Consider the following 25505-nt stretch of genomic DNA (forward strand, 5'->3'; position numbering starts at 1 on the left):
CTGCTCGGCCAGCTCTACCACTGCCTGCAAACCCGGCAGCACTTCGACGAGCATCGCGCATTCACCTCCTTCTCAGCAGTTCCAGCCGTCGCGGCTTGACTTCTTAGGCACGTGAGATGTCTCTCAGAGGCGAGCGGCGATGGCCTCGGCCAGCGGCGGCGGGACGCTGAGCCGGGCCCGGAGGGTCGGTGTGTCGATGGGTGAGCCGGTGCGAGCCAGGTGTTCGGCGGCGACCTTCCGCGCGTGGACGACCAGGCCGTCCGGCACGGGCACTGGGGGCGCGGCCGGAGCGGACACCACGGCGTGCTCCTGGCGCTCCTCGTCCTCGGCCTGTACGACCTCGGCGGGAACCGTCTTCGGAGCCGGCGCGTGGGCGAGCAGGGTTCCGCCGAGGAAGGCGACGGCCGGCCATCCGGCGACGAGGATGCGCAGCCACGTCGGGACGTCGTTCATGTCGAGCAGTCCGGCCGTCGCGACGTTGGCGCCGAGCGAGGCCGCCAAGGCGATGAGGAACCAGCACCAGCCGGCGCCCTTGCCCAGTCCGGTGCACAGCCGGCGCCAGGCGGCGACGAGCAGCAGGTCAACGGAGATCGGGTAGGCCCACGCCTTCCAGCCGTCCTGTCCGGCCGCCGCCGCGAGGTCGTGGATGTGCGCGAACGACAGCGCGGCGGCGATGACCGCCTGGACCAACACGGCGTCCACCTGGACCAGACGTGCACGCATGGTCGGGGGCACCTCCTTCCTGTTCGAGGCATGGCAGGGGTAGGGACCTGGCGCGATGCGGTCGCGCCGACCGTGGAGGGGGAAGAGGGTCAGGCGGTCGCCGAACCGGTCTCCGTCGCGGGGATGGTGAGAAGCGGCTCGAAGGGCTTGAGCGCGGGAACGTCCGGCACCAGGTGCGCGGAGGAGCGGCACCGTTCGGCGGCCTCGGACAGGGACAGGTACGGGGTGCGGATGCGGGACCAGCCGCCGGAAGTGTCGCCGGCCACGGCCAGGCCCGGACGTTCGGCCGGGATGGTGCAGGCCGCCGCCACCGCCTCGGGTGCGATGTCGCCCAGCGCCATCTTCGCGGACGCCTCGTCGTTCACCCGGTGACAGACGCGGCCGGTCAGTTGGGCCCGCAACATGGTCGCGCCCTTGCCGAGTTCGGCGCCGAAGCGTTGCCCGCAGATCTCCAGGTAGATCCCGGCCGCGCGGCCGAGTTGGGCGAGGCGGACCAGGTGGGTGACCATCTCGTCCCGGCGTTCCTCGTCCTTACGAGTCGCGGTGAGGAACAGCTCGGCCACCTCGTCGATGAACACCACCACCGGCACCGGGCGTTCCGTCTCGGGCAGGCCCCAGATGTCGGAGGTGATCTCCTCGGCCGCGACGTCCGGCGGGATGCTCTGGCGCGCGCGTATGAGGTCGTAGCGCTCGTCCATCAGCCGCACCAGGACCGGCAGCAGTTCGGCCGCTTGGTTCGGGGCCGTGGCCAGGGCCGACAGACGGGCGGCGAACGGGCTGAGCTCGACCCCGCGTTTGCAGTCGATGCCGACCAGCGCGACGTTCTGTCCCGCCAGCCCGGACAACAGATGCCGTTGGTACATGGACTTGCCCGACAGCGTGGCGCCCAGGGTGAGCGCGTGCGGAACGGCGCGGTAGTCGCGGACGAACGCCGTCGCGTCCTCCCGCAGCGCGACCGGCACCCTGAGGTGACCGCCGCCCGACTGGCGGGGCATGCGGACGTTCCTCAGCACGTCGAACCCGACGAGCCGCAGTTCGACCGTCCCGGGCTTGGCCTCGGACACGTAGACCGCGTGGACGCCCCAGGCGTGCCGCAGCCGTTCGGACGAGGCCACGACGTCGGCGACCTCCTGTCCGGGCGCCAGCCTCAGCCGGAGCCGCAACCCGGTCGAGGTGGGCCGCAACAACCCGCGCCGGGGCGGAACGGGACGCACCTCCCGGCGCGTTGTCGCCCGTACCGCCAGCGCGCGCAGCCGGGAGGGAGGCACGGTCAGCCCGCACGCGTCCATGACCGAGCCGTAGGAGCCCAGCAGGCGGGCGGTGGCGACCGGCATGCCGATCATCGACCAGTAGACAGACGGGTGTTTGGCCCGGGTGTAGGCGGCGGTGCCGCCGAGCACGGCGACCGGACCGCCCACCCCGAGGACCGTCATCAGCTCGGACATGGTGGTCAGGCCCCCGCCGCGACGGGGAAGGAGGCCGGGGCGACAGCAGCCGCGCGGAAGGCGATGCCGTGCCGCTGCTGGTTGTTGAAGACGGACTCCCATGGCCGCGCCACCAGACCCGGCAGCGCCACCGGGGCCCCGAGCGTAAGCCCCTCGGAGACGCCGCTCTCGGGAACGGTGACCTGGATCAGCGAGGATTCGCCGTCCTGGATGTAGACGACGCTGACGCGCATCAGCGTCTCGCCGGTCACGGCGTCCTTGGCGATCTCCCCCGTCTTGCGGTCGCGCACCTTCGGCGCGGGCTCCTCGGTCAGGAGGATGGTCGCGGACGACGTTTCGACATGGATCGTGCGCACGTTGAAGTACTCCCTTGTGCCGCGCCCGCTCAGTGGACGCAAATGGTTATGAATGGGTGCACAACGGGAGGTTGACCGCATACGGGTCGGACGCGCTACGCTGCTTCCAGCGTTGATGCCAACGACGCGTCCGGCCTGAGTGGGACTGCCTCCCGCTCAGGCCACATCTCTCTGTGGCCTTCGCTGCTCTTCGCGCCGGACAGGTCTGCCTTCCTGTCCGGCGCGTTCGCATGTCCGCAGCGCCCTCCCCGCTGGATGCGCAGAGGGGCTTGCCGACACTCACCACAGTAACCCGCACTGGAAGTACTGTCTAGTACTTCAGGTACCAGTTCGCATTTCTTGTACGCCCAACTCGCGGGCGAGGGCTCGGAGCTGATCGGACGGCAGCGGACTCATCGACAGGAGATCGGCGACGAGCTGCCGTACGGCGGGCTTGGCGCGGAACATCTCCGGGAGGATCTGGCGAACGTCCTCCAGGGCGGAGACGGCCTCGTTGACCTGGCGGCGCTGGGCGTGGGCCTTGGCCAGGTCGATGCCGAAACGCGCCTGTCGTTCGGCGGACAGGCCCGAGGGGTCAACGGCCGCCGCGGCCCGCAGCGCAACCCCGGCGTCGCCAAGGTCCACGGCCACGGAGACCTCATGCAGCGCGACGTTGGTCGGGCCGAACTCGGTGTTGTAGTCGTTGCGCCCGTCGCCGACCCGTTCGGCCATCTCCTTGGCGTGCCGCAGGTGGCCGTACGCCTCGTCAGCCTGGTTCATCCGCCCAGCCGCAAGGGCCCGTTGCAACGTCAGCGCACCATGCAGCGCGACCGCCTGAGGCTCACCCGTGTCGGCCAACGACGCCAGCGCCTCGGCAGCACTGCCCGAGACCGTGGCGGCCTGCCGATAGTGACGCGCACCGAGGAACACGATCGACAGCCGGAACTCCCCAGCCGCCATCAGCAACGGGTCGCCCGCCCGCTCGGCCGCGACGACCGCACGGTCCACCGCGATCCATGCGGCCTCGGGCTCGCCCATGTTCGCCAGCGCCGCACTGCACGTGTGGTACATCGAGGCCAACAGCCGGAACAGCTCCGGCCGCTCCTCCTCGGTACCGGCCCGGGTAGCGGCTTCGAGCCGAGGCACCAGCCCTTCCAGCAACTCGGCCAGATCGGCGTAGTCACCCCGATGAGTCAGCGACCAGGCCCGCGCAACCTCGTCCCGCAACGCGACAATGTCCGGCGGCTCGGGCTGCCCGAGGATCGCCTTCAACGAGTGCGCGGCGCTGAGCACCAGGCGCAATCGACTCGCGCCGGGTGCCTCGCCCTCGGCCACGGACGCGACGATGGGCGCTTCGGCCGCCAGCTCCCCGACGGGCACGTCCAGGACCTCGGCGACCTTCTCCAACACGGTCATCCGGTCCACGCGGCGCACGCCCCGCTCCACCTGGGAGACCCAGGCTTCGGAGCGGTCGAGCAGACCGGCGAACTCCTTCTGAGACAGCCCTCGGCGCTTGCGGTGAAACGCGATCTTCCGGCCGAGGGACTTCTCGTAGTCAGTGCTCAACGTCCGCACCCTTGCCGGACATGAAGTCCAGGCGATCAACCTCGGTCTTCGACAGGTAGCGCTCCCGCTCATCCAGGAAGACGCGCACATAGTCCTGCGACTCGTGCGCCTGAAACGCCTCTTCATCGCGGTAGAGCTCGTAGAAGATCCGCTCCAGCGGGCGGCCGTCAACACGGTGCACCGTGTAGATCACCGTCCCGGGCTCGTTCGCACGGATCTGCTCCCCGGTGCGCGCCACCAGGTCGTCAAACGCCTCGGCCGCTGCCTCGTCCTTGCAGGTAAACCGCACCATCAGCCCGAACATAACGCTTCCTCTCTCCTCGACATCCCGGCTCCGTCTCGCGCTACCGCGAACGCTATGCGGGACTCCGCCCGCACGAAAAGTGCGATCACGTACTTTCGACGCCAGGATTTTAGGTACTGTGCTAGTACTTATTCTACGTGTCGCTGCGGTGCCTGTCAGCCGAACGGCGTGACCTGGTTCAACGAAACCGCAGGTCATCACAGATGGAGGACGCCATGCCGACCCATCGCCGCACCTTCCCCGGGCATGCCGAAGACGTCACCCATGCCCGCCACTGGACCCGCACGATCCTTGGCAACCACCCCTGCGCCGACGACGCCTCACTGGTCGTCACCGAGCTGACCACCAACGCCATCACGCACACCGCCAGCGCCGAACACGGCTTCACCCTGTGCCTCACCGAGACGGACGGCACGGTCACGATCACCGTCACCGACGCCGGAGGCACCACCAGCGCACCCCACGTCGAGCACCCCACCCCCGACACCACCCACGGCCGCGGCCTCACCCTCGTCACCGCCTGCGCCACCCGCGTCGAAGTCCACGGCGACCACCAGGGCCACACCGTCACCGCCGAACTCCGCACCCCCGTCCGGGAGCCCCAACCATGCTGAACCCCGAAGACCCCACCCCGGACGAGTCCCCTCCCCCTCCCCTGGACGCAGAGACGGAACTCACCTACCAGTACGAGATCCGAGGCGCCATGGACTCGGTCATCCGCTACTGCCGCAACGCAGTCCGCGAACACAGCCACCGCGGCTTCTGGACCCCCACCGAGGACGCCGAGACCCCACTCACCCACGCCGACCTGATCCACCAGGCCCGCACCGGCGTCCTCCGCAGACTCCGCATGGTCCTGGACTGCGCCGAGACCATCGCCACCGAGATCGAACGCGACCGCCAACGCCGGCAGTCGAGCGAGTAACAACCTTCTCTACGCCTTCAAGGCGGCTCGCTCACGCTCGCCGCGCGCGGCAGCGGCGGCCCCGGGCCGCCGCTCCAGTCTCCGCCCCGCTCCGGCCCGACCCGCCGGCCGCGAACCAACAGGGTTGCGGCTCGCTTGCCGTTGAGGGGATTCGTCGTGGCTTGCGTGTCGGCTCCGCGGCTTTAGGCAGCCAGCTTGGGGCGAGCCTCTAAGATCGGGGCCCACATCGGGCACTAACGGGCAGGTCCAGAGCCTGCCCGATCCGCCGGCCAGCGTACGGGCCCCGATCCCTCGCCCCAAGCCAGCTCCCGCCCAAAGCCGCTCCACCGACTCGGCACTACCCGACGAGGCAGGACGATCAAGCGGTCTGAAGACAACCGCAGTTTCGGGATCTAGATAACAGTTGAGCAACTTAGAGCAACTAGCCCCCGTCGAAAGCGATCTAAGGACTCAAACTACGACATTAGATCTGCGAAGAATCCGGGAGGATCGGCAAGATGAGAATCGACTTTCGAGATTTCCGAACGGGTGACGAATTCGATGTTGAAGTCGGAGATTTCGGCTCTCTAGAAATCCGAGCGAGTGCAGCAGATGCGAACTTCTGCTATTTCTTCGACACTCGGACTAATCGACTAATCACTAACTTCGTCATTGAAGAGCGCCAGCGAGTGTCCACTCTAATCAACGTCACATTGATCAAACGCGATCACGCCTACACTCCCAGGCTCCGCTTCTGGAAGAAAGATAAGACCAAGCTTGGAAGAATAACCATGGAGCAAGAAATCACGGAAGCGGAATCCACTCGAACGATCAAAGCGGCGGTCGACACCGGCGACGCACACCGCAACTTCTGGAAAGTCATCAACTTTCTCCAGAGTCTGTCAGAGGTTTCTCTTCCTGTGGACCGCTTCCGGTTAGTGTCTGACGACGCGGCCGAGCTAGCGCATACTCTGGAAGGGGTCAGCAAGGAAACGGTGATCGAAGCCGTCAGACGGGCCGTCGGCAGCAAGTTGACGGAACACGACATCCAACTCCTATCCAACCGCAGACAGCAGCTTGAGCGATTCGACCGACTTCTGCATGAGGATGCCTTCTTCGAATCAGAGCGCATCAGATTGGGAAAGACCCCTGAGGCACTCTGGCAGGATTTCTTCGAAGCGAATCCTTGGATTTTTGGCTACGGTCTTAATCTGGTTGCATGTCAGCCGCTGGATGACCAGAAACTGGAGCGCATCACAACAGGGGCAAATATCTTCACAGGCGCAGGAAAGAGAATCGACGCAATCCTGCGGACCAAAGGCTATATTAGCAGTCTAGCCTTTTGCGAGATCAAAACCCATAAGAAGGAGCTCCTTGAGCGCAAACCATACCGAGAGCCCGATGTTTATCAGGTTTCTAAAGAGGTCAGCGGAGGCCTGTCTCAGATCCAAAAGACTGTGAGCAAAGCGCTCCTGCTCATTGCGCACCAACTGCATAGTGTGTACAAGAGTGACGGGACGCCCACAGAAATTCAAGTCTCGACAGTGAAACCACTGCAGGTACTCGTAGTAGGCAACCTCGCAGAGTTCTCCGAAAATGGGGCAATCAATCCAGAGAAGATGGCGTCTTTTGAACTTTACCGAAAGTCAATCGCAGATGTCGAAATCATCACATTCGATGAGCTCTACGAACGGGCAGCCTTCATAGTCCGGGACGCTTAAAGAATTCACCACAGAACGCAGCGAACTCGCTTGGCTGGCCCGAGTGATTCCCTCACTCCGAGAGACCGGTCCAGATTTGGGCCGCACGTTTCGAAGCTTTGCGTTTACCTGGGATGATGCATGGCGTCAAGGTGGCAGGGCCAGTGGCGGAGAGGAAGCGACTACACCCCTGCAAATGTGCCCAACCCGAGTCAGGAACCGCTCGGGGGCTGCGAAATTAGTGTGGCGTACTGTTCTGTCTTTAACGTGATTGCCTTCGCCAGATTGCTCAATTCGGACTGGAGAGGGCTGTGCCAGTTCGTGATGCTGTGGCTGATCGAGATGCCGAGCCCGGAAAGATCCTCAAGGCTGCCTTGCAACTCCTTGAGTAGCGCGCGATGTTCGTCGAACCTCTTGATCTCCTCCAGTAGGAATTGTGGAGGAACATTCCCTCGCTCCTGGAGCGCCTTAATTACTTCTGCTGAGGTGTGAGTCCCAACGGCTTTATTAGCCCTTTGCAGGGCCTTCTTTAGTTCGGTGTGAGCTCGTTTGATGCGCCTGCGCTCGTCCTCGCGAGCCCTCTCGATCTGCTTCCGCTCGTCCTCGCGGTGCTGCAACTCCGTGTGATGCTCGTGATCGAGCTGGGCATGCCGAAGCTGCTGTGTTTTTTCGCGATCCGCTTGCTTCACCTTGAACCGGTGGCGGAGATCCCCAGCCCATGCCTTCGCCGCCTCGACGCTGGCAACACGCCATGCAGTCACCATGCCACCCAGGAATCCGAACAGCGCACCGCCGAACAACGCCGCCCAGTCGATCAACTTAGGCCCCTCCCCGCGCTCGCATCCGTGGGTCACGTTAACGCATACGGCGCAGGATTCGCCGCTCTCTGGCTTGAACTGGTCCTCGAAGTGTCTGGCCATTACCAAGCTCGTACATTCGCCGGGTCGTCTTCAAGTACAGCAGCGGAGTACAGCAACCAGCGTGGCCGCGGCCGACGCTCGCCAGCCGCAGACGGCCGGCCGACCGCCGCGGGAGACCTCAGCGACCGGGGTGCCCGTAGTTCGCAACGAGGGGGTCAGGGGTTCAAATCCCCTCAGGTCCACACGCAGTCGAAAGCCCTCGCCGGTGATCACCGGCGAGGGCTTTCGCGTTCTGGCTGTCTGCATGTCGCTGTACGTCATCGTGACCCTTCCCCGCCCTCCCGGCTGGGGCTCATCGCGGAACAGGGCGCTCGTTCTGGCTCCAGGTGTGCGACCGGCAGGTTGGCATAGGCGCGTCAGGAGATCGTGCGCGCCTGGTCCAGTGTGGTGGGAGTAGTCGCGCACGATGTGGCATGCAGCCTTCTGGCCGCCCGTGGCGAGACCCACGCCAGCGCCTGTGACTCCTCCCATCCGTTGTCCGGGTCGCCGGTGGCGGGCTTTTTCCGCTACCGGCGGGCGCCCTTGAGCAGGTTGCCCTCCGTGGACAGGTAGTGGTCGGCGTAGTCGAGGCGGGGGGCGTCCACGAAGGTCAGGTAGTAGTACTTCAGCTGCTCGGACCACCAGTAGCCGGGGCAGAGGTCGCCCCGGGTGGCGGGTGTCGTGGTCACGTCGGAGATGATCGTGTAGCCGTGGGCCACCTTGGACGTCTCCACCATCAGCTCGAAGTGGCGGGCGGCGCGTTGCCGGTACACGTCGTCGCCGGTGGCCAGCCACAGGCTGAACGCGCCGTCGGCGAACTCCGGCCGCAGCTGGTTGCCCTTGCTCTCGGCCGACAGCGTGGTGTAGTCGATCCCCTCCGGCAGCACGCCGAACTTGTCCTGCACCGCGTTCCACGAGTCGTGGTAGCGGGCGCCGAGCGCCACGTCCCCGCCCTCGGCGAGCAGGCCGGAGAAGAACGAGGCCAGCTCGCTCTGCGATCGGCCGGTGATCTCCCCGGTGAAGGCATCGACCTGCGGGAACCACAGCCGGCCCTCGTACTCCTCCACCTGGTGCGCCGTGATGCCGGCGATCAGCGTGTCGTACCAGGTCCGCAGGTCGTCGTCGCCCAACAACTTCCAGCCGTCGTAGAGGTACTCGTAGAACGAGTCGGCCGGCGGCCCGACGGTGGCGACCCTGTTGCGCCACTCGCCGGTCTCGGCGTGGATGTCGTGGGGCATCAGGTCCAGATCGCTGCGGGCCTCGTAGGCGACCCGCATGGCGCGCTTGGCCGCGTCCACGTATCTGGGGTCGCCGGTCCACTGGGACAGGGCACCGAACTCGGTGATGTAGGTGCCGACCTCGGCGAGGTTGGTGTCCGGATTGGTGACCTCGCCGGTCCGCAGGTTGACATACCGGTAGGGCAGGCCGACCGGCGAACTGGTGAACGCCGTCAGCAGCCGGTCGCCGAGGTCGGTGGCCAGTTCGAGCAGGCGCGGCTCGCCGACGCAGTGATAGGCCGACAACAGACCGCCGAGCATCCGGATGTTGGTCTCGAACACCTGGAAGGGCGCGTCGATGTCGAACGACAGGTTCGACCGGACCCAGGAAAGGCCCTGCTCAAGCTCGTCGTCCAACTCCATCAGCCACAGGGTGTCCAGTGCCTCGACGGCACTGAGCCCGACCGGCTGGCCGGGCGCGAAGAACTCCTCGTACGTACCGGACACCGGCTTGATCTGGTCGTGGCCGAGCGCGAGCTCGACGTAGTTCCGCCACGCCCATCGTGTCTCCTCGCGCACATCGTCCGCGAGCCTGCGCCATCTCCGGGACGTCTGGGACGTCGACGCCATGGGAGCGGCGTGCGCCGGTGTCGCGCCGAGTGCTCCGGCGGCCCCGAGTCCGGCGGCCGCGCCGAGCGTGGTCAGGAACCTTCGGCGGGGCAGGGATATGCGCATCGGATCGCTCCTCACAACCAATGACGACCTTGCTGGCCCGGATGGCTTTCGCTTTCCGAGCTCACATTGCCAGGAAGCCGTCTCCCGTCAAGAAGATCGGTGCTGGGTGGGGCATCGGGCGCGACCATGCGGTCGGTCACGGCAGGGATCAGAGGCTATGAGGAGCCGTCAGGCGGAGGTGAGCCGTCGAGGATCAGCTTGTTCGACCGTCGTTCACGGGCGGTGTGCCGACGTCTTGCTCGCGAGGGACGGCAACAACCTCGCCGAACTCCGGGAACTGGCCAACGAACGCCCGATCACGAAACTCCGCCTGTACCTCCCTGACCGGGAGGGCGACTATGCCTTCGCCGTCGTCGTCCGAATGATCAAGGAAGGTGCGCCCCCTGCACGTCTTGTAGGGCGCGCCACTCAGCCGGAGGCGGCGGACAGGAGCACCTCGACGAGTTTGTCCGCCGCGTCCGGGCGTCCCTGTGCTCGGGCTCGCTCCGCCATCGCGCTCCGCCTGGTCGGGTCCGTCAGCAGCGGGTCGAGCGCCTCCCGCAGGGTGTCGACGGTGACCTCGCCGAGCAGAGCCGTCGCCGCGCCGGAACGTGCCAGGTGCTCGGCGTTGTGTGCCTGCTCGTTTCCGGCCGATGTGGCGAGGGGGATGAAGACGGCCGGCTTGCCGAGGGCGGTGAGTTCGGCGAGTGTTCCGGCTCCGCTTCGCGAGACCACGATGTCGGCGAGGGCCAGGACATCGGGGAGTTCGGGGCCGACGAAGCCGGTGAGGTGGTACCGCTCCGCCAACTGGCGGGGCAGGACCGTCGCCCGCTGGCGGAGGCCCTCGACGTGGTTCGGCCCGCACTGGTGCACCACGTTCGCGTGCTCCATCAGCCACGGCAGTGCGCCTGTCACGACCTCGTTGATCTGCGCGGCTCCCTGGGCGCCGCCGGTGACGTAGAGGGTCGGCAGGTGCCGGGCGAAGCCGTGCAGGCCCAGCGTCCCGACCGCTTTGTCGGCCTGGCCCGTCAACAGCTCGGGTCGTACGGGGTTCCCGGTGACCACCGCCGCAGAGCGAACGCCTGCCGGCAGCAGCGGCAGAGTCGAGTCCGAGGAGACCGCGATGCGCGTCGCCGACCCGGCCAGCCTCCGGTTGGCCAGGCCCAGTCGCACGGTCTGCTCGTGCAGAACGAGAGGACGGTGGCACATCCGCGCCGCCAGCCCGGCCGGCACAGCCACGTAGCCGCCCGTGGCGAGTACGACGTCCGGCCCGAAGCCGGCGATCGCCCTGCGGGCCTGCATCACGCCGAGCGGCACGCGTGCCATGTCCCGCACGTTGGCCGGTGACGCCATCCTGAGGGGGTTGGCTGAGCGGCGAATCTTGCCCGTCGCGACCGTGACGAACGGGATGTTCGCCTCCGGCGCGATCCGGGCTTCCAGCCCGTCGGATGTCCCGATCCACAGGACATCGAGGGTTCGGCCCTCCGCGCCAAGGCGATCCCGCAGCGTCCGCACCGTGGTGAGTGCCGGATAGGTGTGGCCGCCAGTCCCGCCGCCCGTGACGATGAGCCGGAATGCGCGGCCGGTGTCGGACGGGGTTCCGTGGGGGTCGATGTGCACTCGCTGGCTCCCCGTCTGGCCGAGCCGCCCGCTCGCCGTCTCCGCGGCCGAGACTCATCGTCAAGGCCGTTGGCCCTCTGACTGTTCGCGACGCAACGACTGCTGTGCGTCGCCGCGGTCGCTCAGAGCTTCCCACATCGCCCAGCTCGCCGCACGACCGGGCCCTCTGCCGGGTCGGGCTGACGGCCACGGCGAGGGGTACCGGGGCCGCCCGGTCTGGCGGCGTCGTCAGTGACGTCGAGATCAGCGTTCCGGCCGTCATGGGCGAGGGTCTGGACGAATCGCGGTGGTCAGGCCGCACCGTTGTCGTCGGCTGGCCGGGCGAGGAGACCTCAAACCGTGAACTATGCTCCCGGCCACGGGCAACGGCGCCACAGGCTCACCGACGCGGACCTGGCGGGGTGCCCGTCGTGGCGCGGTGTGGCCGGCTCCGCGGCGCGTGGATCCGCGCGCACAACGCCGGCGTCGAGTACCGCGCGTGCTGAGGCGCCGGCGGGAGTCCTGGACAGTCGGGCGCGCTGATCGGGCACCTCGGTCTCGACCTGGCCCAGGCTCCTGGCCAGCGCCGCCGCTCTTCTCCTGCTCCGACTCGCGGAAGCCGCCGTGCCCGGGCCTCCCCGGGGGACCGGAGCCGGTGTCCCCGCCCGCACTGTGGTGAGCGTCGGGGCGCTGACTTCTTGTGTTGCGGGGGAGCCAGGTGGCACCGTGCAGCGCGATAGGAGAGTCATGGAACCACCAGATGAACCGCGCGCCGGCCGGGGTGTGGGCGAGCAGGCGTTCGACGCCTTCTACGCCGCGAGCGTCGGCCGGCTCATCGGCCAGCTGTACGCGATGACGGGCGACCTCGCCGAGGCGCAGGACGTGGTCCAGGAGGCCTTCGTCCGGGCCTGGGAACGCCGGGCCGAGCTGGACCTGGACGGCGCGCCCGAGGCGTGGGTGCGCACGGTGGCCTGGCGGCTGGCGGTCAGCCGGTGGCGGCGGGTGCGCACCGCGCTCGCCTTCGTCCGGCGGCAGGGTGTGCCGGCCACGGTGCCGCCGCCGGAACCGCACCATGTGCTGCTGGTGCAGGCGCTGCGGCAGATCCCCGAGGCGCAACGACGGGCCGTGGTGCTCCACCATCTGTGTGACCTGACCGTCGAACAGGTGGCTGTCGAGGTCGACTGCCCCGTCGGCACGGTCAAGGCGCAGCTGAGCCGGGGGCGGGCGGCGTTGGCACGGCTGCTGGCCGATACTGAGCTGGATCCGCGGACGACTCGCGTGTCGGAGGTGCGTCATGGCTGACGGGACCGGGCTGAAGGGTCAGCTCACCGACCTCGCCGAGTCGGGTCTGCGGCAGGTGGAACCGCTTGCCGCGGACCGGATCCGGGCGCGCGGTGAGCAGCGCCGGCGCCGCAGGCGGGCCGCTCTGGCGTCCGGCGGCGCGCTGCTGGCCGCGGCCGTGGTCGTGGGCGGGCTGTCGCTGACCGGCGCCCCCTGGGGGCCCGAGCCTCCCGCCGTCGTTCCGACGCCGACCGCTGCACAGTTCGTGCCGCCGACGCCCGCTCCGGGCGAGGAGTACGCCAGCGAGCTGGGCTACGTGTACGGCGCGGTGGCGAGGGGGGACACGGTGCGGGTCACCGTCGAGCAGCTCCGTACCGAAGGGGGAGGGACGGCACCCGTCGGCGTGGTGCACACGCTGACCCTGTCGCGGGAGACGCTGGTCGAGGCGCAGGAGCTGGCTGGTGGGAGCCCCACGGACCTGCGGCTGGGCGAGCTGGTGGACGAGCTGGCCGCCGGGCCGCGGTGGGTGTTCGCGATCGACTATGACAGCGAGGGCCGGGTGCAGTCGATACGGGAGGCGTACTGGCTCGCCGAGTGAGTCCGCGGGGAGCCCTCGGGGCGGGCGATCCGTGGGGAAGGAGATCGGGATGCAACCTGGCGGGCGGGTGGCGCGTAGAGACCGTGTATCCAGCACACACCTGATCCCTGGGGGACCCTTGACCATGCGCGTCTCACACCGCCGGGCCGCCGTGCGCTGCCTCACCGCTCTCGCCTTCGGCCTGGTGGCCCTGACCGGGTGCAGCGACGAGGGCGACGGGCAGACGGCCGCCCGTACACCCGAGACGTCGTCGACGCCCTCCGCGCCGGCCGACGAGACGGACTCGCCCGCCACGCCGGACGACGGTGCGGAGCCGGACGACGCGTCGGCGTCGACCGGTGCGGCCCCCTGGGCCGGCACCAGGCAGTTCGTGCAGATCGACGACGCCTGGACCAGCGACGGACAGACCTACCTGTCGGTGCGGCCCGCCCAGAAGGAGGCCGAGGTCAACGAGCATTTCGAGGCATGGGTGATCATTCCGGGCGAGGGGCCCTACACCGAGGTGCCCATGGCCGAGGACGCCCAGGTGCTTCTGGCGGTCCCGCTCGGCGACGAGGAGCAGGCCGCGTCCTACTCCCAGGCCGAGTTCGTTGGCCGGCTGACGGCCCAGTCGTCCGCGGACCGCTCACTCGTCGGGTACGACCTGAGTTTCGACGGAGACGGGCGGGTGACCAGGCTGCAGTCGCTGTACAGATCCTGACCGGGCGACAGGCGACGCCACGGGCCCGCCGGCCGACCGGCACCGCCGGCCCGCCCCGGCCCGGCAGCCGCGGCGTGGCTTCCGTTTCGCCGCTGCCGGCTCGGCGGACAGCGCCGCCGAGCCGGCAGGGGGAGCACCCTCAGCCGCTGATCAGGTCGAACGACTCCGAGGAGCCGATCGACGTGCGGTTGGCGACGAGGGGGTCGGCTCCGCCGTTCGGGACGGAGACGTACTGGTTGTTGGCCTGCGCGCGCAGGCTGATGGAGCCGTCGGCGTTGTCCACTCGCTGGAAGGTCTCCCAGGAGCCGATGGCGGTGCGGTTGGCGATGAGCGGGGAGCCGCCCGCGTCCTCCGCGCAGACGTACTGGCCGTTGGCGTGGGCGCGCAGCGCGACGGCATCTCCGTCGAGGTCCACCAGGTCGAACTGCTCCCAGACGCCGATGGCGGTGCGGTTGGCGATGAGCGGGGAGCCGCCGGTGTTCTCGGCGCAGACGTACTGGTTGTTGGTCCGCGCGCGCAGGCTGATCACGGAGGACGGAAGGGAGGCGAACTCGGCCTCCCAGCGGGTTCCGCTACTGCTGGCGCCGGCGGGGAGGCGGTCGCGGGCGGCGGTGTCGCCGTACAGGCTCCACCGGAACCAGTCGAGGAAGGTGTTCTCGGTCTGGGCGTAGGTCCGGAAGCCCGGGACGAGGTACCCGCCGTGGTCCGCTCCTAGGTGGGTGAGGAACGCCTTGGGCGCGGCGAGTTCCGAGTACGCCTGGCGGGCCGAGGAGATCTGGCAGGTCGGGTCCTGGTCGCCGTGGATGAACAGCACGTTGGCGAACGCGCTGGTGGGGTTGCCCATGTCCACGCAGGCGATGGGTACGGCGGCGGCGATCCGGTCGTCCGGCCAGGCGCTGACCAGGCCGTGGGTGGTCATGCCGCCCATGGAGTGGCCCGAGACGCCGACACCGGCCGCCGTGTCGATGTGCCCGGCGAGCGGGTCGCCCGAGGCGTTGTTCAACGCCAGTGTGCGGGTGATGACCTCGGAGACGTCCCTGGACCACTCGCCGCCGTAGACGCTCCCGATGTTGGTGTTGTCCGAGAAGGACGGGGCGGGGCAGATGAATCCGGCGGAGGCCAGGCCGTGGGTCTGGGACGCGTAGCAGTCGGAGTTGCAGCCCATGCCGTGGCTGAACTCGGCGATGGGGAACACGCCGTCGGCGACGGGGGCGTTGGGGATCGGGTTACCGCCGGGGCTGCCGGTCGTCGGGTAGAACACCTTGGTGGAGAGCGATCGGCCGCCGCGGGACCAGGAGTACTGCCGGACTCCGATCGCGAAGCGCTGGGTGGGTGCCTGTCTGGCGCTGGTTCTGGTGCTGTGCGGAACGCGTGCCTGCACCGGCGCGCTGCCGAGCAGGCCGGCGCTCATGCCGGCCACGCCGGCCGCGCCGAGACCCAGGAGCGTGCGTCGTCTCATCGGCATGGGTGACTCCTTGTGCGAGGTGACGGATTGCGGAGGATGTGCGGGGCCGTCAGCAGGCCGGTACGACGTGCTGAGGAAGGCATGGGCGACTCCATGGCGGCTCAGCCGGAAGGCCCACCCACACGGCAACCCTGTTCTCGGGAGCCCGGCGACCTGGCGTGCGGAGGGGAAGCCTCACCGGAACACAACGGATGGCGCACGTAACTGCGATGCGATGGCCTGCGGGGCGGGCACAGGCCGTTGCTGCCAAGCCGGCGGACGGTGCACCGAACGCCAGCGGCTCATCAGACCTACCGATCGTAGGCACAGTGCAGACAGAAGCGACACACGTCGTACCTATTATTTTTCGGGTGAGTGAACGAAATTGAGCCGCCTCGGCCAGGGTTCCACCCCGCGCGGCTGGCGATCACGGCGCAGAACGGGAGGTAGGGCAGGTGGAGCCGCCGGCCAACACTCCGTTCCTAGATGACTTGTTCGGCATAATGGTCGAAAATCATGCGTAGAAGGAGTTGACATCGGGCACGAGTCCTCTACCGTTCACCCCTGACAACCGGCGGTCATCATTCGTCATACCGGTGGCGCGGTCAGCGCGGAATGAGGCCGCGCGCCGGACGCCTGGGCGTTCGGACCACGGGGGAAATGCTGTCGACGCCCACCCCGGTCCTCCCAGATGATGTGCGGCATGCGACAGGACGAGGTCTGGGATGCCGATGCGGCGCAGGGCTACGACACGCCCGGCACCGGGATGTTCGCATCCGACGTCCTCGGGCCGACCGTGGACACGCTCGCCGCACTCGCCGACGGCGGACGGGTGGTGGAGTTCGCCATCGGCACGGGCCGGGTGGCCGTCCCGCTCGCCGCCAGGGGCGTCGCGGTCACGGGCATCGAGCTGAGCCGGCCCATGGTCGAGCGGTTGCGCACGAAGGCCGACGAGGAGGTGATCCCCGTCGTCCTGGGCGACATGGCCACCGCAACGGCTCCCGGCGCGGGCTCCTTCCGGCTCGTCTACCTGGTCTTCAACGCCATCTCCGTGCTGCGGACCCAATCCGAGCAGGTCCAGTGCTTTCGCAACGCGGCCCGCCACCTCGCACCCGGCGGCCGGTTCGTGGTCGAACTGTGGGTGCCCGACGTGCACAAGCTCCCGCCCGACAGGAAGGCCGTGGTCTGCCACTCCGAGCCCGGCCATATCGTCCTGGACACCTACGACGTGCTCACCCAGCACGTCGTCTCGCACCACTTCGCCTTCGAGGACGGCAAGCGGACCGCGACGCTTTTCCAAAGCCCGCACCGCTACGTCTGGCCGTCCGAACTCGACCTCATGGCACAGCTCGCCGGCTTCGAACTCGAATCCAGGCACGCGGACTGGCAGGGCGAGCCGTTCACCGCCGACTCGGGATCCCACGTCTCGGTCTACCGCCTCCCGGACGGTGGGACCTCGCTCCGGCCAGCGGGGCGACGAGCTCAGACGCCTCTCACGGCACCTGATGGGCGGACAGCTCCAGCCTGTTTCCGGTGGTTTCTGAGAAGACCGCGAGCTGATAGATCACCGAGTCCCGCGTGGCGAGCGCCAGCGGCTCGGTCTCGGTCAGACGGGAGTCGGCGTCGTCACCGCTGGAGAGGGTGACGTCCCAGGTCGGTGAGCCCGTGCTCGGATCGAGCGAGGCGACCTGCTGGACCTCGGCGTAGCTGTTCTCGGCGATTCCCTCGTTGAGGATCAGGGGGTCGCCCTCGGCGTACACGCGGTCGAAGCTTGTCCGCTGCCCGCTGACGCCGTCGAACAGCCAAGTGCCGATGCCACTCTCCTCCCGCCAGAGCATCTCGCCGCTGTGCAGGTCGTAGCCGACGAAGCCGTCGGTGCCCGCCGCGGTGGGGCCCTCGGGCAGGACCAGCACCGAACCGGCGACCACTCCCTCGCTGGCTACGCCGGGTATCTCGGCGCGTACCTCCCCGGCGGAGTCGAACACCAGCAGGTGGTCCAAGCCGATCGTGGCCGCCAGTTCCTCGCCGGGGAGGAGGTACGTAAGCGAGTCGCGGCCGCGCCCCTCCAGCTCCGTGGTCCAGGCGAGTTGACCGCTGTCGGTCCCGAACGCCGCCACCCGCATGACGTCCTCCTCACCGCACGGAGTCCACGCGAGCACATGCTCCGCGGTCAGCTCCCAGGAGGTACGCGCGTCGCACGACGCGGCGTCGTCCTCGGGCGTTTCCAGGGGCGGCAACCGCTCCCCGTCGAGGGCGAAGCGAAGGAGCGGGGCGTCGTCGTCCGGACGGGCCGAGATCACCGATTCCCCCACGGTGACCAGCGTGCCCTCCGACACGACGGTGTCGGCGGGGCCGGCGAGCTCCTCATGCCACAGCACCTCGCCACCGCGGGTGTCCACGACGACCAGCACCGAGCAGTGGGGCTCGTCGCCAACGTCGTTCCGGTGGTACATCACCGCGCCGATGCCGTCACCGTTCACCTCGGAGGCGCCACACGGCGTACCGGCCGGCGTGGGCGGCTCAAGTTCCCACAGCGACGCGCCGGTCAGAGGGTCGTAGCCCACCACGCCGGTCCCGGAGATGGTGACGACCGGCCCTCCGTCGGGCGCCCACAGCCGCGTGTGACCCACGTCCCCGCCAACGATCGGAACCGGCTCGGCGCGCCACAGCGCCTCCTCACCAGCCGGGGCCGATTCCGTCGAGCCCTCCGGACTGGCGGTGTCAGCGTCGCCCCCGTCGCCGCTCGTGCAGGCGGAGAGCAGCAATCCACCCGCCACAAGTGCGATCCACTGGCGCCGCCCCGTACCCCGTAACAACATGCCGTTCCCCCAACGGTTCGATGTTCGCGCAGTCTAAGGCCGCGGCTGTCCGGGTTCAGCGCAGGGTGAGTGGGGTTTCGGATTCGGCGCGGGTGAGCTTGTCGGGGTTGCGGACGTAGTAGAGGCCGGTGATGCGGGCGTCCTCGACGCGGATCGCCAGGATGCCGTCGAGCTCGCCGTCCAGGCGGAGGACCAGCGCCGGGTTGCCGTTGACCACGGTGGGGACGCAGGCGAACGTGGCGTCGAGCTTGCCCAGACCACTGGCGAGCATGCGGACCACCCTGTCGGCGCCGACGACGGGTCGCGGCACCGCCCGTTTGACGCCGCCGCCGTCGCCCACGAAGACGACCTCGGGGGCGAGTACGTCGAGGAGGCTCTGCAGGTCCCCGGTTTCCAGCGCGCGCTGGAACGACTCCAGGGCCGCCCGGGCCTGGTTCGGGGAGACCACCCGGCGGGGGCGGCGGGCATCGACGTGCCGGCGGGCGCGGTGGGCGATCTGGTGGACGGCAGCGGGGCTCTTGTCGAGGGCGGCGGCGATCTCGTCGTAGCCGACGTCGAAGACCTCACGGAGCACGAAGACGGCGCGTTCGGTCGGCGACAGCGTTTCGAGGACGAGCATCATCGCCATCGACATGCTCTCGGCGAGCTCGACGTTCTCGGCCACGTCCGGCGCGGTGAGCAGCGGATCGGGCAGCCAGGAGCCGACATACGCCTCCCGGCGGCGCTTCACCGTGCGCAGCCGGTTGAGCGACTGCCGGGTCGTGATCCGCACCAGGTAGGCGCGCTGGTCGCGCACCTGCGCCAGGTCCACCTCGACCCACCGCAGCCAGGTCTCCTGGAGCACGTCCTCGGCGTCGACCGCCGACCCGAGCATCTCGTACGCGACGGTGAACAGCAGGTTGCGGTGCGCGACGAACGCCTCCGTCGCCTGGTCAGCGGCCTGGTCGCGCACAGCTCGCTCCGTCTCCTTCCCGGCTGGTCGTGCGTCCATGGCGAGGCCCTCTCTCGTCGGAGGCCGGCGTGGGCGCGGGGCATCCACTCAGCGGGTGGCCGGCGCCTCGCCGCGCAGGGACTGAATCCTCTCCCGGCGCTTGGCGTCCTTGACCGGCCAGGTGTGCGAACCGGGCTTGCGTGCCTCGTCCGCCAGCTGCTTGATGGGGCTCCGGCACGCGGCCTCCTTGAGCTTCGCACCAAGTCGGCCGCCCAGGCGAAGCCATAGCGCGGTGTCGTCCCTGTGGGCGAACTGGAAGACACCGACCCGACGGCCCAGACTGACGCACATGGCGGCGATCCCCTTGCTGAAGTCCGCGGGCTGGTCACCCGCGATCCGGCTGAGCACGGTGTCGGCGGCGTGCGAGCCCAGGGGAAGCGCGGCCTGGCAGCTCATCCGCAGCGGCAGACCGGAAGGCGCGGCCGCGTCCCCGGTCGCGACGATGCGCTCGTCGTCCACGCTGGTCAGCGTCTCGTCGGTGAGCATGCGGCCCGAGGCGTCGGTGCTCAGCCCGCTGCGGCCGGCCAGCTCCGGCACGCGGAAGCCGGCGGTCCAGATCGTCACCGTGCTCGGGATCTCGCGGCCGTCGCCGAGCCGCACGGCGTCGCGCGTCACCGTCGTCACCTTCGTGCCGGGGCCGTCGAGCACGGTCACGCCGAGCTTCGACAACTCCCTGGCCACCGAGCGTCGGCCCCGTGGGTGCAGGTACGGGCCGAGTTGCCCGCCGCAGACCAGGGTCACGGTGCGACCCAGCTCCGCGAGCTCGGCGGCCGTCTCGATGCCGAGCGGGCCGCCCCCGACGACCGTGATCGAGGCCGTCGCGGCCGCGCCGTCGACGGCGGAGCGCAGCCGCTGTGCCTCCTCCAGGCTGGCGGTCGGGTAGGCGAACTCGGCCGCCCCGGGCACACCCGGGTCGGCGGTGGCACTGCCCACCGCGTAGACCAGGTAGTCGTATCCGAGGGGGTCGCCGTCCGCCAGGGTCACGTTGCGCTCGGCCGCGTTGATCCGGGTCACGGTGTCGACGACCAGCCGGACGCCTTCCGCCAGGACCTTCCGGTAGTCGACCACCGCGTCGTCGGACCCTCCGACCAGTTGGTGCAGGCGGATCCGCTCGACGAAGGCGGGCCGCGGATTGATCAGCGTCACGCTCACGTCGTCGCGCCGCGTCAGGCGATTGGCCGCCATGACGCCGGCGTATCCGCCGCCGATGACCACCACGTCGGTGTTCTCGGTCATGGTGTCTCCTCCGCTTCCAGGGATTCGGCGTTCGGCCACCAGACACCGCGTGCTCGCCCGTTCTGACAACATGTGAGGCGGATCACACCGGATGCGTGCGACGCGGACTCGGTGGGCAGCCCCGGGCCCTACTCGGCTCCTGGCGAGAACGAGGTCTGCTTCGGCGGAACGACGGGACCGAGGACGCGCTGTGCTGGACAGGTGAGGCGTGACCGCCTCGGGCACCTTCGGGTTCCGGCCACCGGCAGGTGGTTTGGGGCAATCACTTCGCCTCAAGGCGAATGTGGCGTCGCCGGGCGGCGGCCGGAGACTCCAGGGGCCGCGAGACCACGCGATCGGTGGTCGCCCGCGCCGACGATCACGCGACGCGCTGAGCGGGATCGTCGGGCGGGACCCCTCCCGTGGGAGGGCGGTTACAACCGTTGGGGAGACGGTTTGGCCCTGCCTCGGAACGGAGTTTCTCCATGCAGTCGCGTCTACGCCTCAGCCGCACCAGGACGCTCGGCGCCGTGACCGCGGTGGTGACGGTGGTCGTCCTGGTCGGTTGTGGGTCGGATACCGACGAGGCGGCACAGGGCGGGGACGGCGACGCCGCGACGGCGTCGCCGTCCCCGTCGTCGTCGCCCACGGAGGAGGAGTCGGAGTCCCCCTCCCCCACGCCCGAACCCGATCCCACGACCGCCGAGCCGACGCCCGAGTTCACGCCCCTCGCGCCGGAGGACGCCGCGGACGGGACGGACGTGGACGCCTGTGCCGACGGTGCGTGTGAGGTCGCGGTGACGGTGGGCACCAGCATTCCGTTCGATCCGGAGGTCGGCGGGGTGACCGTCGCGGAGATCAGTGCGAACCAGGTGACGCTCGCGATGACGTACTCCAGCGGCGGCAGCGGCTCCATGCAGGTGGGAGTCGGCCCCGAGGGCGGCAGCTTCGGCAACGTCAACACCATGATCATCGACTTCGCGGTGCTGGGCATCGAGGACGGCACGGCGGTCATGAGCTTCGCCCCCGGGGAGCTGTGACGCATTGGCTCATAGCCCTCTCCCCCGGTGCGCGGCGGCGGGACGACGCTGTCATCGGCGCCGCGGACCGCGGCCGGGGGCGGAGAGAGGGGAGTTGGGGGCATGGCGGCCGAGAACATCGACGAGGTGGTGGACGGGCTGGCCGGGATCGTGCGGGAGGCCGGCCGGGCGGGTGACCGGGTCGGGTACTTCGCGGCGCTGTACCGGCAGGTGACCGTCGAGATCCGGACGGGCATCGGCAGCGGGCTGTTCGACGACGGCCCGCGGATGGACCGGTTCGACACGCTGTTCGGCAACCGCTACTTCGACGCGTACGACGCCTGGCGCCGCGACCGGGGCGGACCGCGGTGCTGGCGCGAGGCGTTCGGGCTGCTCGACGACACGGACCCGGACACCGTGATCGTCCAGCACCTGGTCCTCGGCGTGAACGCGCACATCAACCTCGACCTGGCGATCGCCGCCGCGCGGACCAGCCCGGGTCAGGCCATCCACGGGTTGCGGCGCGACTTCCTGCTGATCAACGACATCCTGGCGCGGGTGCTGCAGGCCGTGCAGAGCGCGGTGGGCGACGTGTCGCCGCTGCTGTCGCTGCTGGACCGGGTCGGGGGCCGCACCGACGAGCGGATCCTGGACTTCAACATCCGCCAGTCCCGCGAGGAGGCCTGGCACAACGCCGTCGTGCTCGCCGGCCAGAGCGAGGCCGAGCGCGCGGACACCATCGAGCGGCTCGACGTCCGGGCCGAGGTGCTCGCACGGCTGATCGCGCGGCCCGGCGGCCTCGTCCGGCCGGCGCTGCGGCTGATCCGGAGCACCGAGAGCGACGACGTGTCCGCCGTCATCGCCCATCTCGACCGGGCCATGGAACAACCTCCGCGGGGCGGATAGGTCGGTGGGGGTGGGGTCGTCTGTAGGGGTGTAGACGATCTGCCGGGGAGGCCGGGAGGGCCTGTGGTGAAGGATCCGGACGCGGAGGATGACTACCGCGCGTTCGCTGACAGTCGATGGCCGCGCATGCTGCGGACGGCGTATCTGCTGTGCGGTCACCACCAGGATGCCGAGGATCTGGTGCAGACGGCGCTGGAGAAGGCGTACGTCAAGTGGGACCGGGTCCAACGCAGCGACGATCCGGACGCCTATGCCTGGCGGATCATGATCAACGTCCACAGGGACCGGCAGAGGCTGCGGCGCGTGCGCGAGTGGCTGACCACCTGGGTTCCGGAGCGCCAGACCCGGGACAGCACGGAGCAGAGCGCCGATCGCGACGTGCTGCTGCGCGCGCTGCTGCGGTTACCGCCGGCACAGCGCCTCGCCGTGGTGCTGCGCTATCTGGAGGACCGCAGCGAGACCCAGGTGGCGCATCTGCTGGGCCTGCGGCTGGGCACCGTGCGCAGCCAGACGGCGCGCGGCCTGGCGAAGCTGCGCGAGGACCGGGCGGTGCGGCAGCTGCACCCGGTGGCCGGAGATCGGTAAACCCCCTCACTGCGAAGGAGAGTTGCCCTGATGCACAACGACGACACCGATATCGGCGAACGGCTGGGCCTGCTGGCGGACACCGCCGTGCGCGGGCCGGCGCCGGTGGACGAACTGGTTCGCGGGGGCCGCAGACGCCGGGCACGGCGCCGGGTGGCGGTGGGCACGGCGGCCGTGCTCGCGGTCGCCGTCGCGCCCCTGGCCGCCGCCTCCCTGCCGTCCTCCGGCTCCGAGCCGACCGCCGTTCCCCCCGCCGCCGAGTCCGCCGCGTCCGATGAGTCCACGCAGTCCCCGGACCCCACGGATTCCACGCAGTCCCCGTACTCCCAGGAGCCCACGCAGGGCTCGGACTCCGCCGCCGCGTCCGGGATCGATCCGACGGTGGTGGAGCCCTACGAGCAGATCGCCCTGGACGACGGGATGGTCCTCGCGCTGCTGCCGGGCGGGGAGCGCTACGCGGTGGCTCCGGCGGACGCCATCGACGAGGAGATCGCCCGGGCGGAGGGCGTTCCCGAAGTGCCGTTGCCCGAGGCCGGCTACTTCGAGGACACCAATCCGGAACGGCCCTACGCCGGGAACCCGCCCCTGGTCGAGGTGGTGAGCACCGAGGGGGTCGAGCGCATCGTCTTCGAGACGGCGGAGGGTGAGACCCGGGACGTCGAACTCCTCACTCTCCCCGGTGACCCGGGGTGGGCGGTGTTCTACGTGGAGTTCGAGATCGAGGACTTCGACTTCACCGTCAGCACCTGGGACAGCGACGGCAACGTCATCGGCCACGGCACCTACGTCCGGGCCGCCGACGAGACTCCCTGATCCTGGCGCGACGAGCGGCCGGAAGCCATCGGAGGGAGGGCTCCCGGCCGCTCGGCGGTGCCGTGCGTCGGGCCGGTGACGGCGGTCCGTCCCGGGCCGGAGCGGCGCGGGGACGCGCCCACGGATCACCCGCCCGGCCGCGCTCCCGGGCGCATCCGGCGGGGACGTTCGCGCCGTAGAGACGGTGTAGGGCACCACGACAGCGGAGGGCGGACGGTGTGAGCGGCGCGCACTGGTTGTTCGGGGATCAACTCGGGCCGCACTTCGTCACGGGTCGGAACGCTCCCGTGGTGATGATCGAGGCGCGCTCCGTGTTCCGCCGGCGGCGATTCCATCGGGCCAAGGCCCATCTGGTGCTCTCCGCGATGCGGCACCGGGCCGCCGAGCTGGGGAACCGGGTGGTCTACGTGCGGGCGGAGACCTACCGCGAAGGGCTGCGCGAGGCCGTCGGGGACGGGGCGGTGACCGTGCGCCATCCCACGTCGCACGCCGCCGTCCGGCTGGTGCGCTCGTTGCCCCGGGTGGAGGTGCTGCCGGCCCGGGGGTTCCTGCTGTCGCACGAGGCGTTCCGCGCCTGGGCGGACGAGCACGGCGGCGGGCGCCTGCGGCAGGAGGACTTCTACCGCTGGATGCGCCGCGACCTGGATCTGCTGATGGACGGTGACGAACCCGCCGGCGGGCGCTGGAACCACGACCATGCCAACCGCGAGCCGCCGCCGAAGGGCGCCGGGACCCTCGACGCGCCCGCGCCCTACCGCCCCCGCGAGGACGCCGTCGACGAGGAGGTGCGCGCCGACCTGGACCGCTGGGAGCGCGAGGACGGCATCCGCTTCGTGGGCCGGGACGGCCCGCGCCGCTTCCCCGCCACCCGGCGCGAGGCGCTGGCGGCGTTGCGCCGGTTCGTGAGGCACCGGCTCGCCGGGTTCGGCCCGTACGAGGACGCGATGCTCGCCGACGATCCGGTGATGAGCCACAGCCTGCTGTCGTCCTCCCTCAACCTCGGCCTGCTCGACCCCGCCGAATGCCTCGCCGCCGCCGAGCGGGCCTGGCGCGACGGGCGGGCACCCGTCAACAGCGTCGAGGGGTACGTGCGGCAGATCGCGGGCTGGCGCGAGTACGTGTGGCAGCTGTACTGGTACTTCGGCGACGACTACCGCACCGGGAACGCCCTGCGCCACCGCGCGCCGCTGCCCGAGTGGTTCGGCGAGCTCGACGCGGACGCCGTCACCGCCCGGTGTCTGGGCACCGTGCTCGCCCAGGTGCGCGACACCGGCTGGACCCACCACATCCCGCGGCTGATGGTGCTCGGCAACTTCGCCCTGCAACGCGGCTGGGACCCGCGCGAGGTGACCGGCTGGTTCCACCGGTCCTTCGTCGACGGCTACGACTGGGTGATGCTGCCGAACGTGACCGGCATGTCCCAGTACGCCGACGGCGGCCGGATGACCACCAAGCCGTACACCGCGGGCGGCGCCTACATCCACCGCATGAGCGACCTGTGCGGCGACTGCGCCTACCGCCCCTCCGACCGCACCGGGCAGCGGGCCTGCCCGTACACCACCGGCTACTGGTCCTTCGCCCACCGCCACCGCGCCCTGCTCGCCGGCAACCAGCGCACCGCGCGCGCCGTGCGCGGCCTGGACCGGCTCGGCGACGTGGACGAGGTGCTGCACACCGACCGCCGGTGGGACGCGGGGCCGCCCTGACGCCTGACGCCTGACGCCTGAC

The 25505-nt window shown here is 69.6% G+C and carries 23 protein-coding genes and 1 pseudogene; 12 read left to right on the forward strand and 12 right to left on the reverse strand.

Annotation, left to right across the window (positions count from 1 at the left end; genetic code table 11):
• Positions 1-123 precede the first annotated feature (123 nt).
• The 5 genes from ABGB06_RS07640 to ABGB06_RS07660 all read right to left on the reverse strand — a co-directional run bounded on the left by ABGB06_RS07640 (position 124) and on the right by ABGB06_RS07660 (position 4373).
• A complete protein-coding gene (locus tag ABGB06_RS07640) occupies positions 124-723 on the reverse strand; it encodes a DUF2637 domain-containing protein (RefSeq protein ID WP_347586631.1) in 600 nt (199 codons plus the stop codon).
• A gap of 89 nt (positions 724-812) precedes the next feature.
• Positions 813-2168 carry an FtsK/SpoIIIE domain-containing protein gene (locus tag ABGB06_RS07645; protein ID WP_347586633.1) on the reverse strand — a complete coding sequence of 452 codons (1356 nt, stop codon included), beginning with the start codon at positions 2166-2168 and terminating at the stop codon, positions 813-815.
• A gap of 5 nt (positions 2169-2173) precedes the next feature.
• Positions 2174-2524, reverse strand: coding sequence for a hypothetical protein (locus ABGB06_RS07650; protein ID WP_347586635.1), 351 nt, complete (start codon positions 2522-2524; stop codon positions 2174-2176).
• 318 nt (positions 2525-2842) lie between these two features.
• Positions 2843-4078: a helix-turn-helix transcriptional regulator gene (locus ABGB06_RS07655; RefSeq protein ID WP_347586637.1), complete on the reverse strand. Its 1236-nt coding sequence runs from the start codon at positions 4076-4078 to the stop codon at positions 2843-2845.
• Positions 4059-4373 (reverse strand): antibiotic biosynthesis monooxygenase, encoded by a 315-nt coding sequence (locus ABGB06_RS07660; RefSeq protein ID WP_347586639.1) that lies wholly within the window; start codon positions 4371-4373, stop codon positions 4059-4061. Before ABGB06_RS07660 ends, ABGB06_RS07655 begins: the two co-directional genes overlap by 20 nt.
• A 215-nt stretch (positions 4374-4588) precedes the next feature.
• On the opposite strand from ABGB06_RS07660, the gene ABGB06_RS07665 reads away from it, so the two are divergent.
• The 3 genes from ABGB06_RS07665 (at position 4589) to ABGB06_RS07675 (ending at position 6998) form a co-directional block, all read left to right on the forward strand.
• Entirely contained in the window at positions 4589-4987 is a 399-nt protein-coding gene (locus ABGB06_RS07665) for an ATP-binding protein (protein WP_347586641.1), read from the forward strand.
• Entirely contained in the window at positions 4981-5298 is a 318-nt protein-coding gene (locus tag ABGB06_RS07670; RefSeq protein ID WP_347586643.1) for a hypothetical protein, read from the forward strand. The genes ABGB06_RS07665 and ABGB06_RS07670 overlap by 7 nt, the downstream gene beginning before the upstream one ends.
• A 497-nt stretch (positions 5299-5795) precedes the next feature.
• The gene (locus tag ABGB06_RS07675) at positions 5796-6998 is read left to right on the forward strand and encodes a Shedu immune nuclease family protein (RefSeq protein WP_347586645.1); all 1203 of its coding nucleotides are present in this window, start codon (positions 5796-5798) and stop codon (positions 6996-6998) included.
• A 191-nt stretch (positions 6999-7189) separates the two neighbouring features.
• Here ABGB06_RS07675 and ABGB06_RS07680 read toward each other — a convergent pair whose 3' ends face one another.
• The 3 genes from ABGB06_RS07680 to ABGB06_RS07690 form a co-directional block, all read right to left on the reverse strand.
• Entirely contained in the window at positions 7190-7795 is a 606-nt protein-coding gene (locus tag ABGB06_RS07680) for a hypothetical protein (RefSeq protein WP_347586647.1), read from the reverse strand.
• Between the two features lie 608 nt (positions 7796-8403).
• Positions 8404-9828, reverse strand: a complete 1425-nt coding sequence (locus ABGB06_RS07685) for a glycoside hydrolase family 47 protein (RefSeq protein ID WP_347586649.1) — start codon at positions 9826-9828, stop codon at positions 8404-8406.
• A 408-nt stretch (positions 9829-10236) separates the two neighbouring features.
• Entirely contained in the window at positions 10237-11427 is a 1191-nt protein-coding gene (locus ABGB06_RS07690) for a UDP-N-acetylglucosamine--N-acetylmuramyl-(pentapeptide) pyrophosphoryl-undecaprenol N-acetylglucosamine transferase (protein WP_347586651.1), read from the reverse strand.
• Positions 11428-12153: 726 nt separating this feature from the next.
• Here ABGB06_RS07690 and ABGB06_RS07695 point away from each other — a divergent pair.
• The 3 genes from ABGB06_RS07695 to ABGB06_RS07705 all read left to right on the forward strand — a co-directional run bounded on the left by ABGB06_RS07695 (position 12154) and on the right by ABGB06_RS07705 (position 13985).
• Positions 12154-12708: a SigE family RNA polymerase sigma factor gene (locus ABGB06_RS07695; protein ID WP_347586653.1), complete on the forward strand. Its 555-nt coding sequence runs from the start codon at positions 12154-12156 to the stop codon at positions 12706-12708.
• Positions 12701-13285, forward strand: coding sequence for a hypothetical protein (locus tag ABGB06_RS07700; protein WP_347586655.1), 585 nt, complete (start codon positions 12701-12703; stop codon positions 13283-13285). The genes ABGB06_RS07695 and ABGB06_RS07700 overlap by 8 nt, the downstream gene beginning before the upstream one ends.
• Before the next feature lie 124 nt (positions 13286-13409).
• A complete protein-coding gene (locus ABGB06_RS07705) occupies positions 13410-13985 on the forward strand; it encodes a hypothetical protein (RefSeq protein WP_347586657.1) in 576 nt (191 codons plus the stop codon).
• Between the two features lie 139 nt (positions 13986-14124).
• Here ABGB06_RS07705 and ABGB06_RS07710 read toward each other — a convergent pair whose 3' ends face one another.
• Positions 14125-15450 (reverse strand): mucin-2, encoded by a 1326-nt coding sequence (locus tag ABGB06_RS07710; RefSeq protein ID WP_347586659.1) that lies wholly within the window; start codon positions 15448-15450, stop codon positions 14125-14127.
• 682 nt (positions 15451-16132) lie between these two features.
• On the opposite strand from ABGB06_RS07710, the pseudogene ABGB06_RS07715 reads away from it, so the two are divergent.
• Positions 16133-16873, forward strand: a pseudogene (locus ABGB06_RS07715) (class I SAM-dependent methyltransferase); the annotation flags it as partial.
• A 49-nt stretch (positions 16874-16922) separates the two neighbouring features.
• On the opposite strand, the gene ABGB06_RS07720 reads toward ABGB06_RS07715, so the two are convergent.
• The 3 genes from ABGB06_RS07720 to ABGB06_RS07730 are packed head-to-tail and all read right to left on the reverse strand — an operon-like array spanning position 16923 to position 20475.
• The gene (locus ABGB06_RS07720) at positions 16923-18248 is read right to left on the reverse strand and encodes a PQQ-binding-like beta-propeller repeat protein (protein WP_347586661.1); all 1326 of its coding nucleotides are present in this window, start codon (positions 18246-18248) and stop codon (positions 16923-16925) included.
• 55 nt (positions 18249-18303) lie between these two features.
• Entirely contained in the window at positions 18304-19239 is a 936-nt protein-coding gene (locus tag ABGB06_RS07725; protein ID WP_347586663.1) for an RNA polymerase sigma-70 factor, read from the reverse strand.
• A 48-nt stretch (positions 19240-19287) separates the two neighbouring features.
• Entirely contained in the window at positions 19288-20475 is a 1188-nt protein-coding gene (locus tag ABGB06_RS07730; RefSeq protein WP_347586665.1) for an FAD-dependent oxidoreductase, read from the reverse strand.
• Positions 20476-20939: 464 nt separating this feature from the next.
• On the opposite strand from ABGB06_RS07730, the gene ABGB06_RS07735 reads away from it, so the two are divergent.
• The 5 genes from ABGB06_RS07735 to ABGB06_RS07755 all read left to right on the forward strand — a co-directional run bounded on the left by ABGB06_RS07735 (position 20940) and on the right by ABGB06_RS07755 (position 25483).
• Positions 20940-21494, forward strand: a complete 555-nt coding sequence (locus tag ABGB06_RS07735; RefSeq protein WP_347586667.1) for a hypothetical protein — start codon at positions 20940-20942, stop codon at positions 21492-21494.
• Positions 21495-21596: 102 nt separating this feature from the next.
• A complete protein-coding gene (locus ABGB06_RS07740; RefSeq protein ID WP_347586669.1) occupies positions 21597-22379 on the forward strand; it encodes a DUF5995 family protein in 783 nt (260 codons plus the stop codon).
• Between the two features lie 126 nt (positions 22380-22505).
• Positions 22506-22964: a SigE family RNA polymerase sigma factor gene (locus ABGB06_RS07745; RefSeq protein WP_347586671.1), complete on the forward strand. Its 459-nt coding sequence runs from the start codon at positions 22506-22508 to the stop codon at positions 22962-22964.
• Between the two features lie 30 nt (positions 22965-22994).
• Positions 22995-23777, forward strand: coding sequence for a hypothetical protein (locus ABGB06_RS07750; protein WP_347586673.1), 783 nt, complete (start codon positions 22995-22997; stop codon positions 23775-23777).
• A 218-nt stretch (positions 23778-23995) separates the two neighbouring features.
• Positions 23996-25483, forward strand: coding sequence for a cryptochrome/photolyase family protein (locus ABGB06_RS07755; protein WP_347586674.1), 1488 nt, complete (start codon positions 23996-23998; stop codon positions 25481-25483).
• Positions 25484-25505: the final 22 nt, after the last annotated feature.

It is taken from the genome of Streptomyces sp. B6B3, assembly GCF_039871525.1.
Lineage (GTDB): Bacteria > Actinomycetota > Actinomycetes > Streptomycetales > Streptomycetaceae > Streptomyces.

Coding starts and splice junctions, on each gene's coding strand:
- ABGB06_RS07640 (WP_347586631.1), bottom strand. CDS start 723: ATGCGTGCACGTCTGGTCCAGGTGGACGCCGTGTTGGTCCAGGCGGTC.
- ABGB06_RS07645 (WP_347586633.1), bottom strand. CDS start 2,168: ATGTCCGAGCTGATGACGGTCCTCGGGGTGGGCGGTCCGGTCGCCGTG.
- ABGB06_RS07660 (WP_347586639.1), bottom strand. CDS start 4,373: ATGTTCGGGCTGATGGTGCGGTTTACCTGCAAGGACGAGGCAGCGGCC.
- ABGB06_RS07665 (WP_347586641.1), top strand. CDS start 4,589: ATGCCGACCCATCGCCGCACCTTCCCCGGGCATGCCGAAGACGTCACC.
- ABGB06_RS07670 (WP_347586643.1), top strand. CDS start 4,981: ATGCTGAACCCCGAAGACCCCACCCCGGACGAGTCCCCTCCCCCTCCC.
- ABGB06_RS07675 (WP_347586645.1), top strand. CDS start 5,796: ATGAGAATCGACTTTCGAGATTTCCGAACGGGTGACGAATTCGATGTT.
- ABGB06_RS07685 (WP_347586649.1), bottom strand. CDS start 9,828: ATGCGCATATCCCTGCCCCGCCGAAGGTTCCTGACCACGCTCGGCGCG.
- ABGB06_RS07695 (WP_347586653.1), top strand. CDS start 12,154: ATGGAACCACCAGATGAACCGCGCGCCGGCCGGGGTGTGGGCGAGCAG.
- ABGB06_RS07700 (WP_347586655.1), top strand. CDS start 12,701: ATGGCTGACGGGACCGGGCTGAAGGGTCAGCTCACCGACCTCGCCGAG.
- ABGB06_RS07705 (WP_347586657.1), top strand. CDS start 13,410: ATGCGCGTCTCACACCGCCGGGCCGCCGTGCGCTGCCTCACCGCTCTC.
- ABGB06_RS07710 (WP_347586659.1), bottom strand. CDS start 15,450: ATGCCGATGAGACGACGCACGCTCCTGGGTCTCGGCGCGGCCGGCGTG.
- ABGB06_RS07720 (WP_347586661.1), bottom strand. CDS start 18,248: ATGTTGTTACGGGGTACGGGGCGGCGCCAGTGGATCGCACTTGTGGCG.
- ABGB06_RS07725 (WP_347586663.1), bottom strand. CDS start 19,239: ATGGACGCACGACCAGCCGGGAAGGAGACGGAGCGAGCTGTGCGCGAC.
- ABGB06_RS07730 (WP_347586665.1), bottom strand. CDS start 20,475: ATGACCGAGAACACCGACGTGGTGGTCATCGGCGGCGGATACGCCGGC.
- ABGB06_RS07735 (WP_347586667.1), top strand. CDS start 20,940: ATGCAGTCGCGTCTACGCCTCAGCCGCACCAGGACGCTCGGCGCCGTG.
- ABGB06_RS07740 (WP_347586669.1), top strand. CDS start 21,597: ATGGCGGCCGAGAACATCGACGAGGTGGTGGACGGGCTGGCCGGGATC.
- ABGB06_RS07745 (WP_347586671.1), top strand. CDS start 22,506: ATGCTGCGGACGGCGTATCTGCTGTGCGGTCACCACCAGGATGCCGAG.
- ABGB06_RS07750 (WP_347586673.1), top strand. CDS start 22,995: ATGCACAACGACGACACCGATATCGGCGAACGGCTGGGCCTGCTGGCG.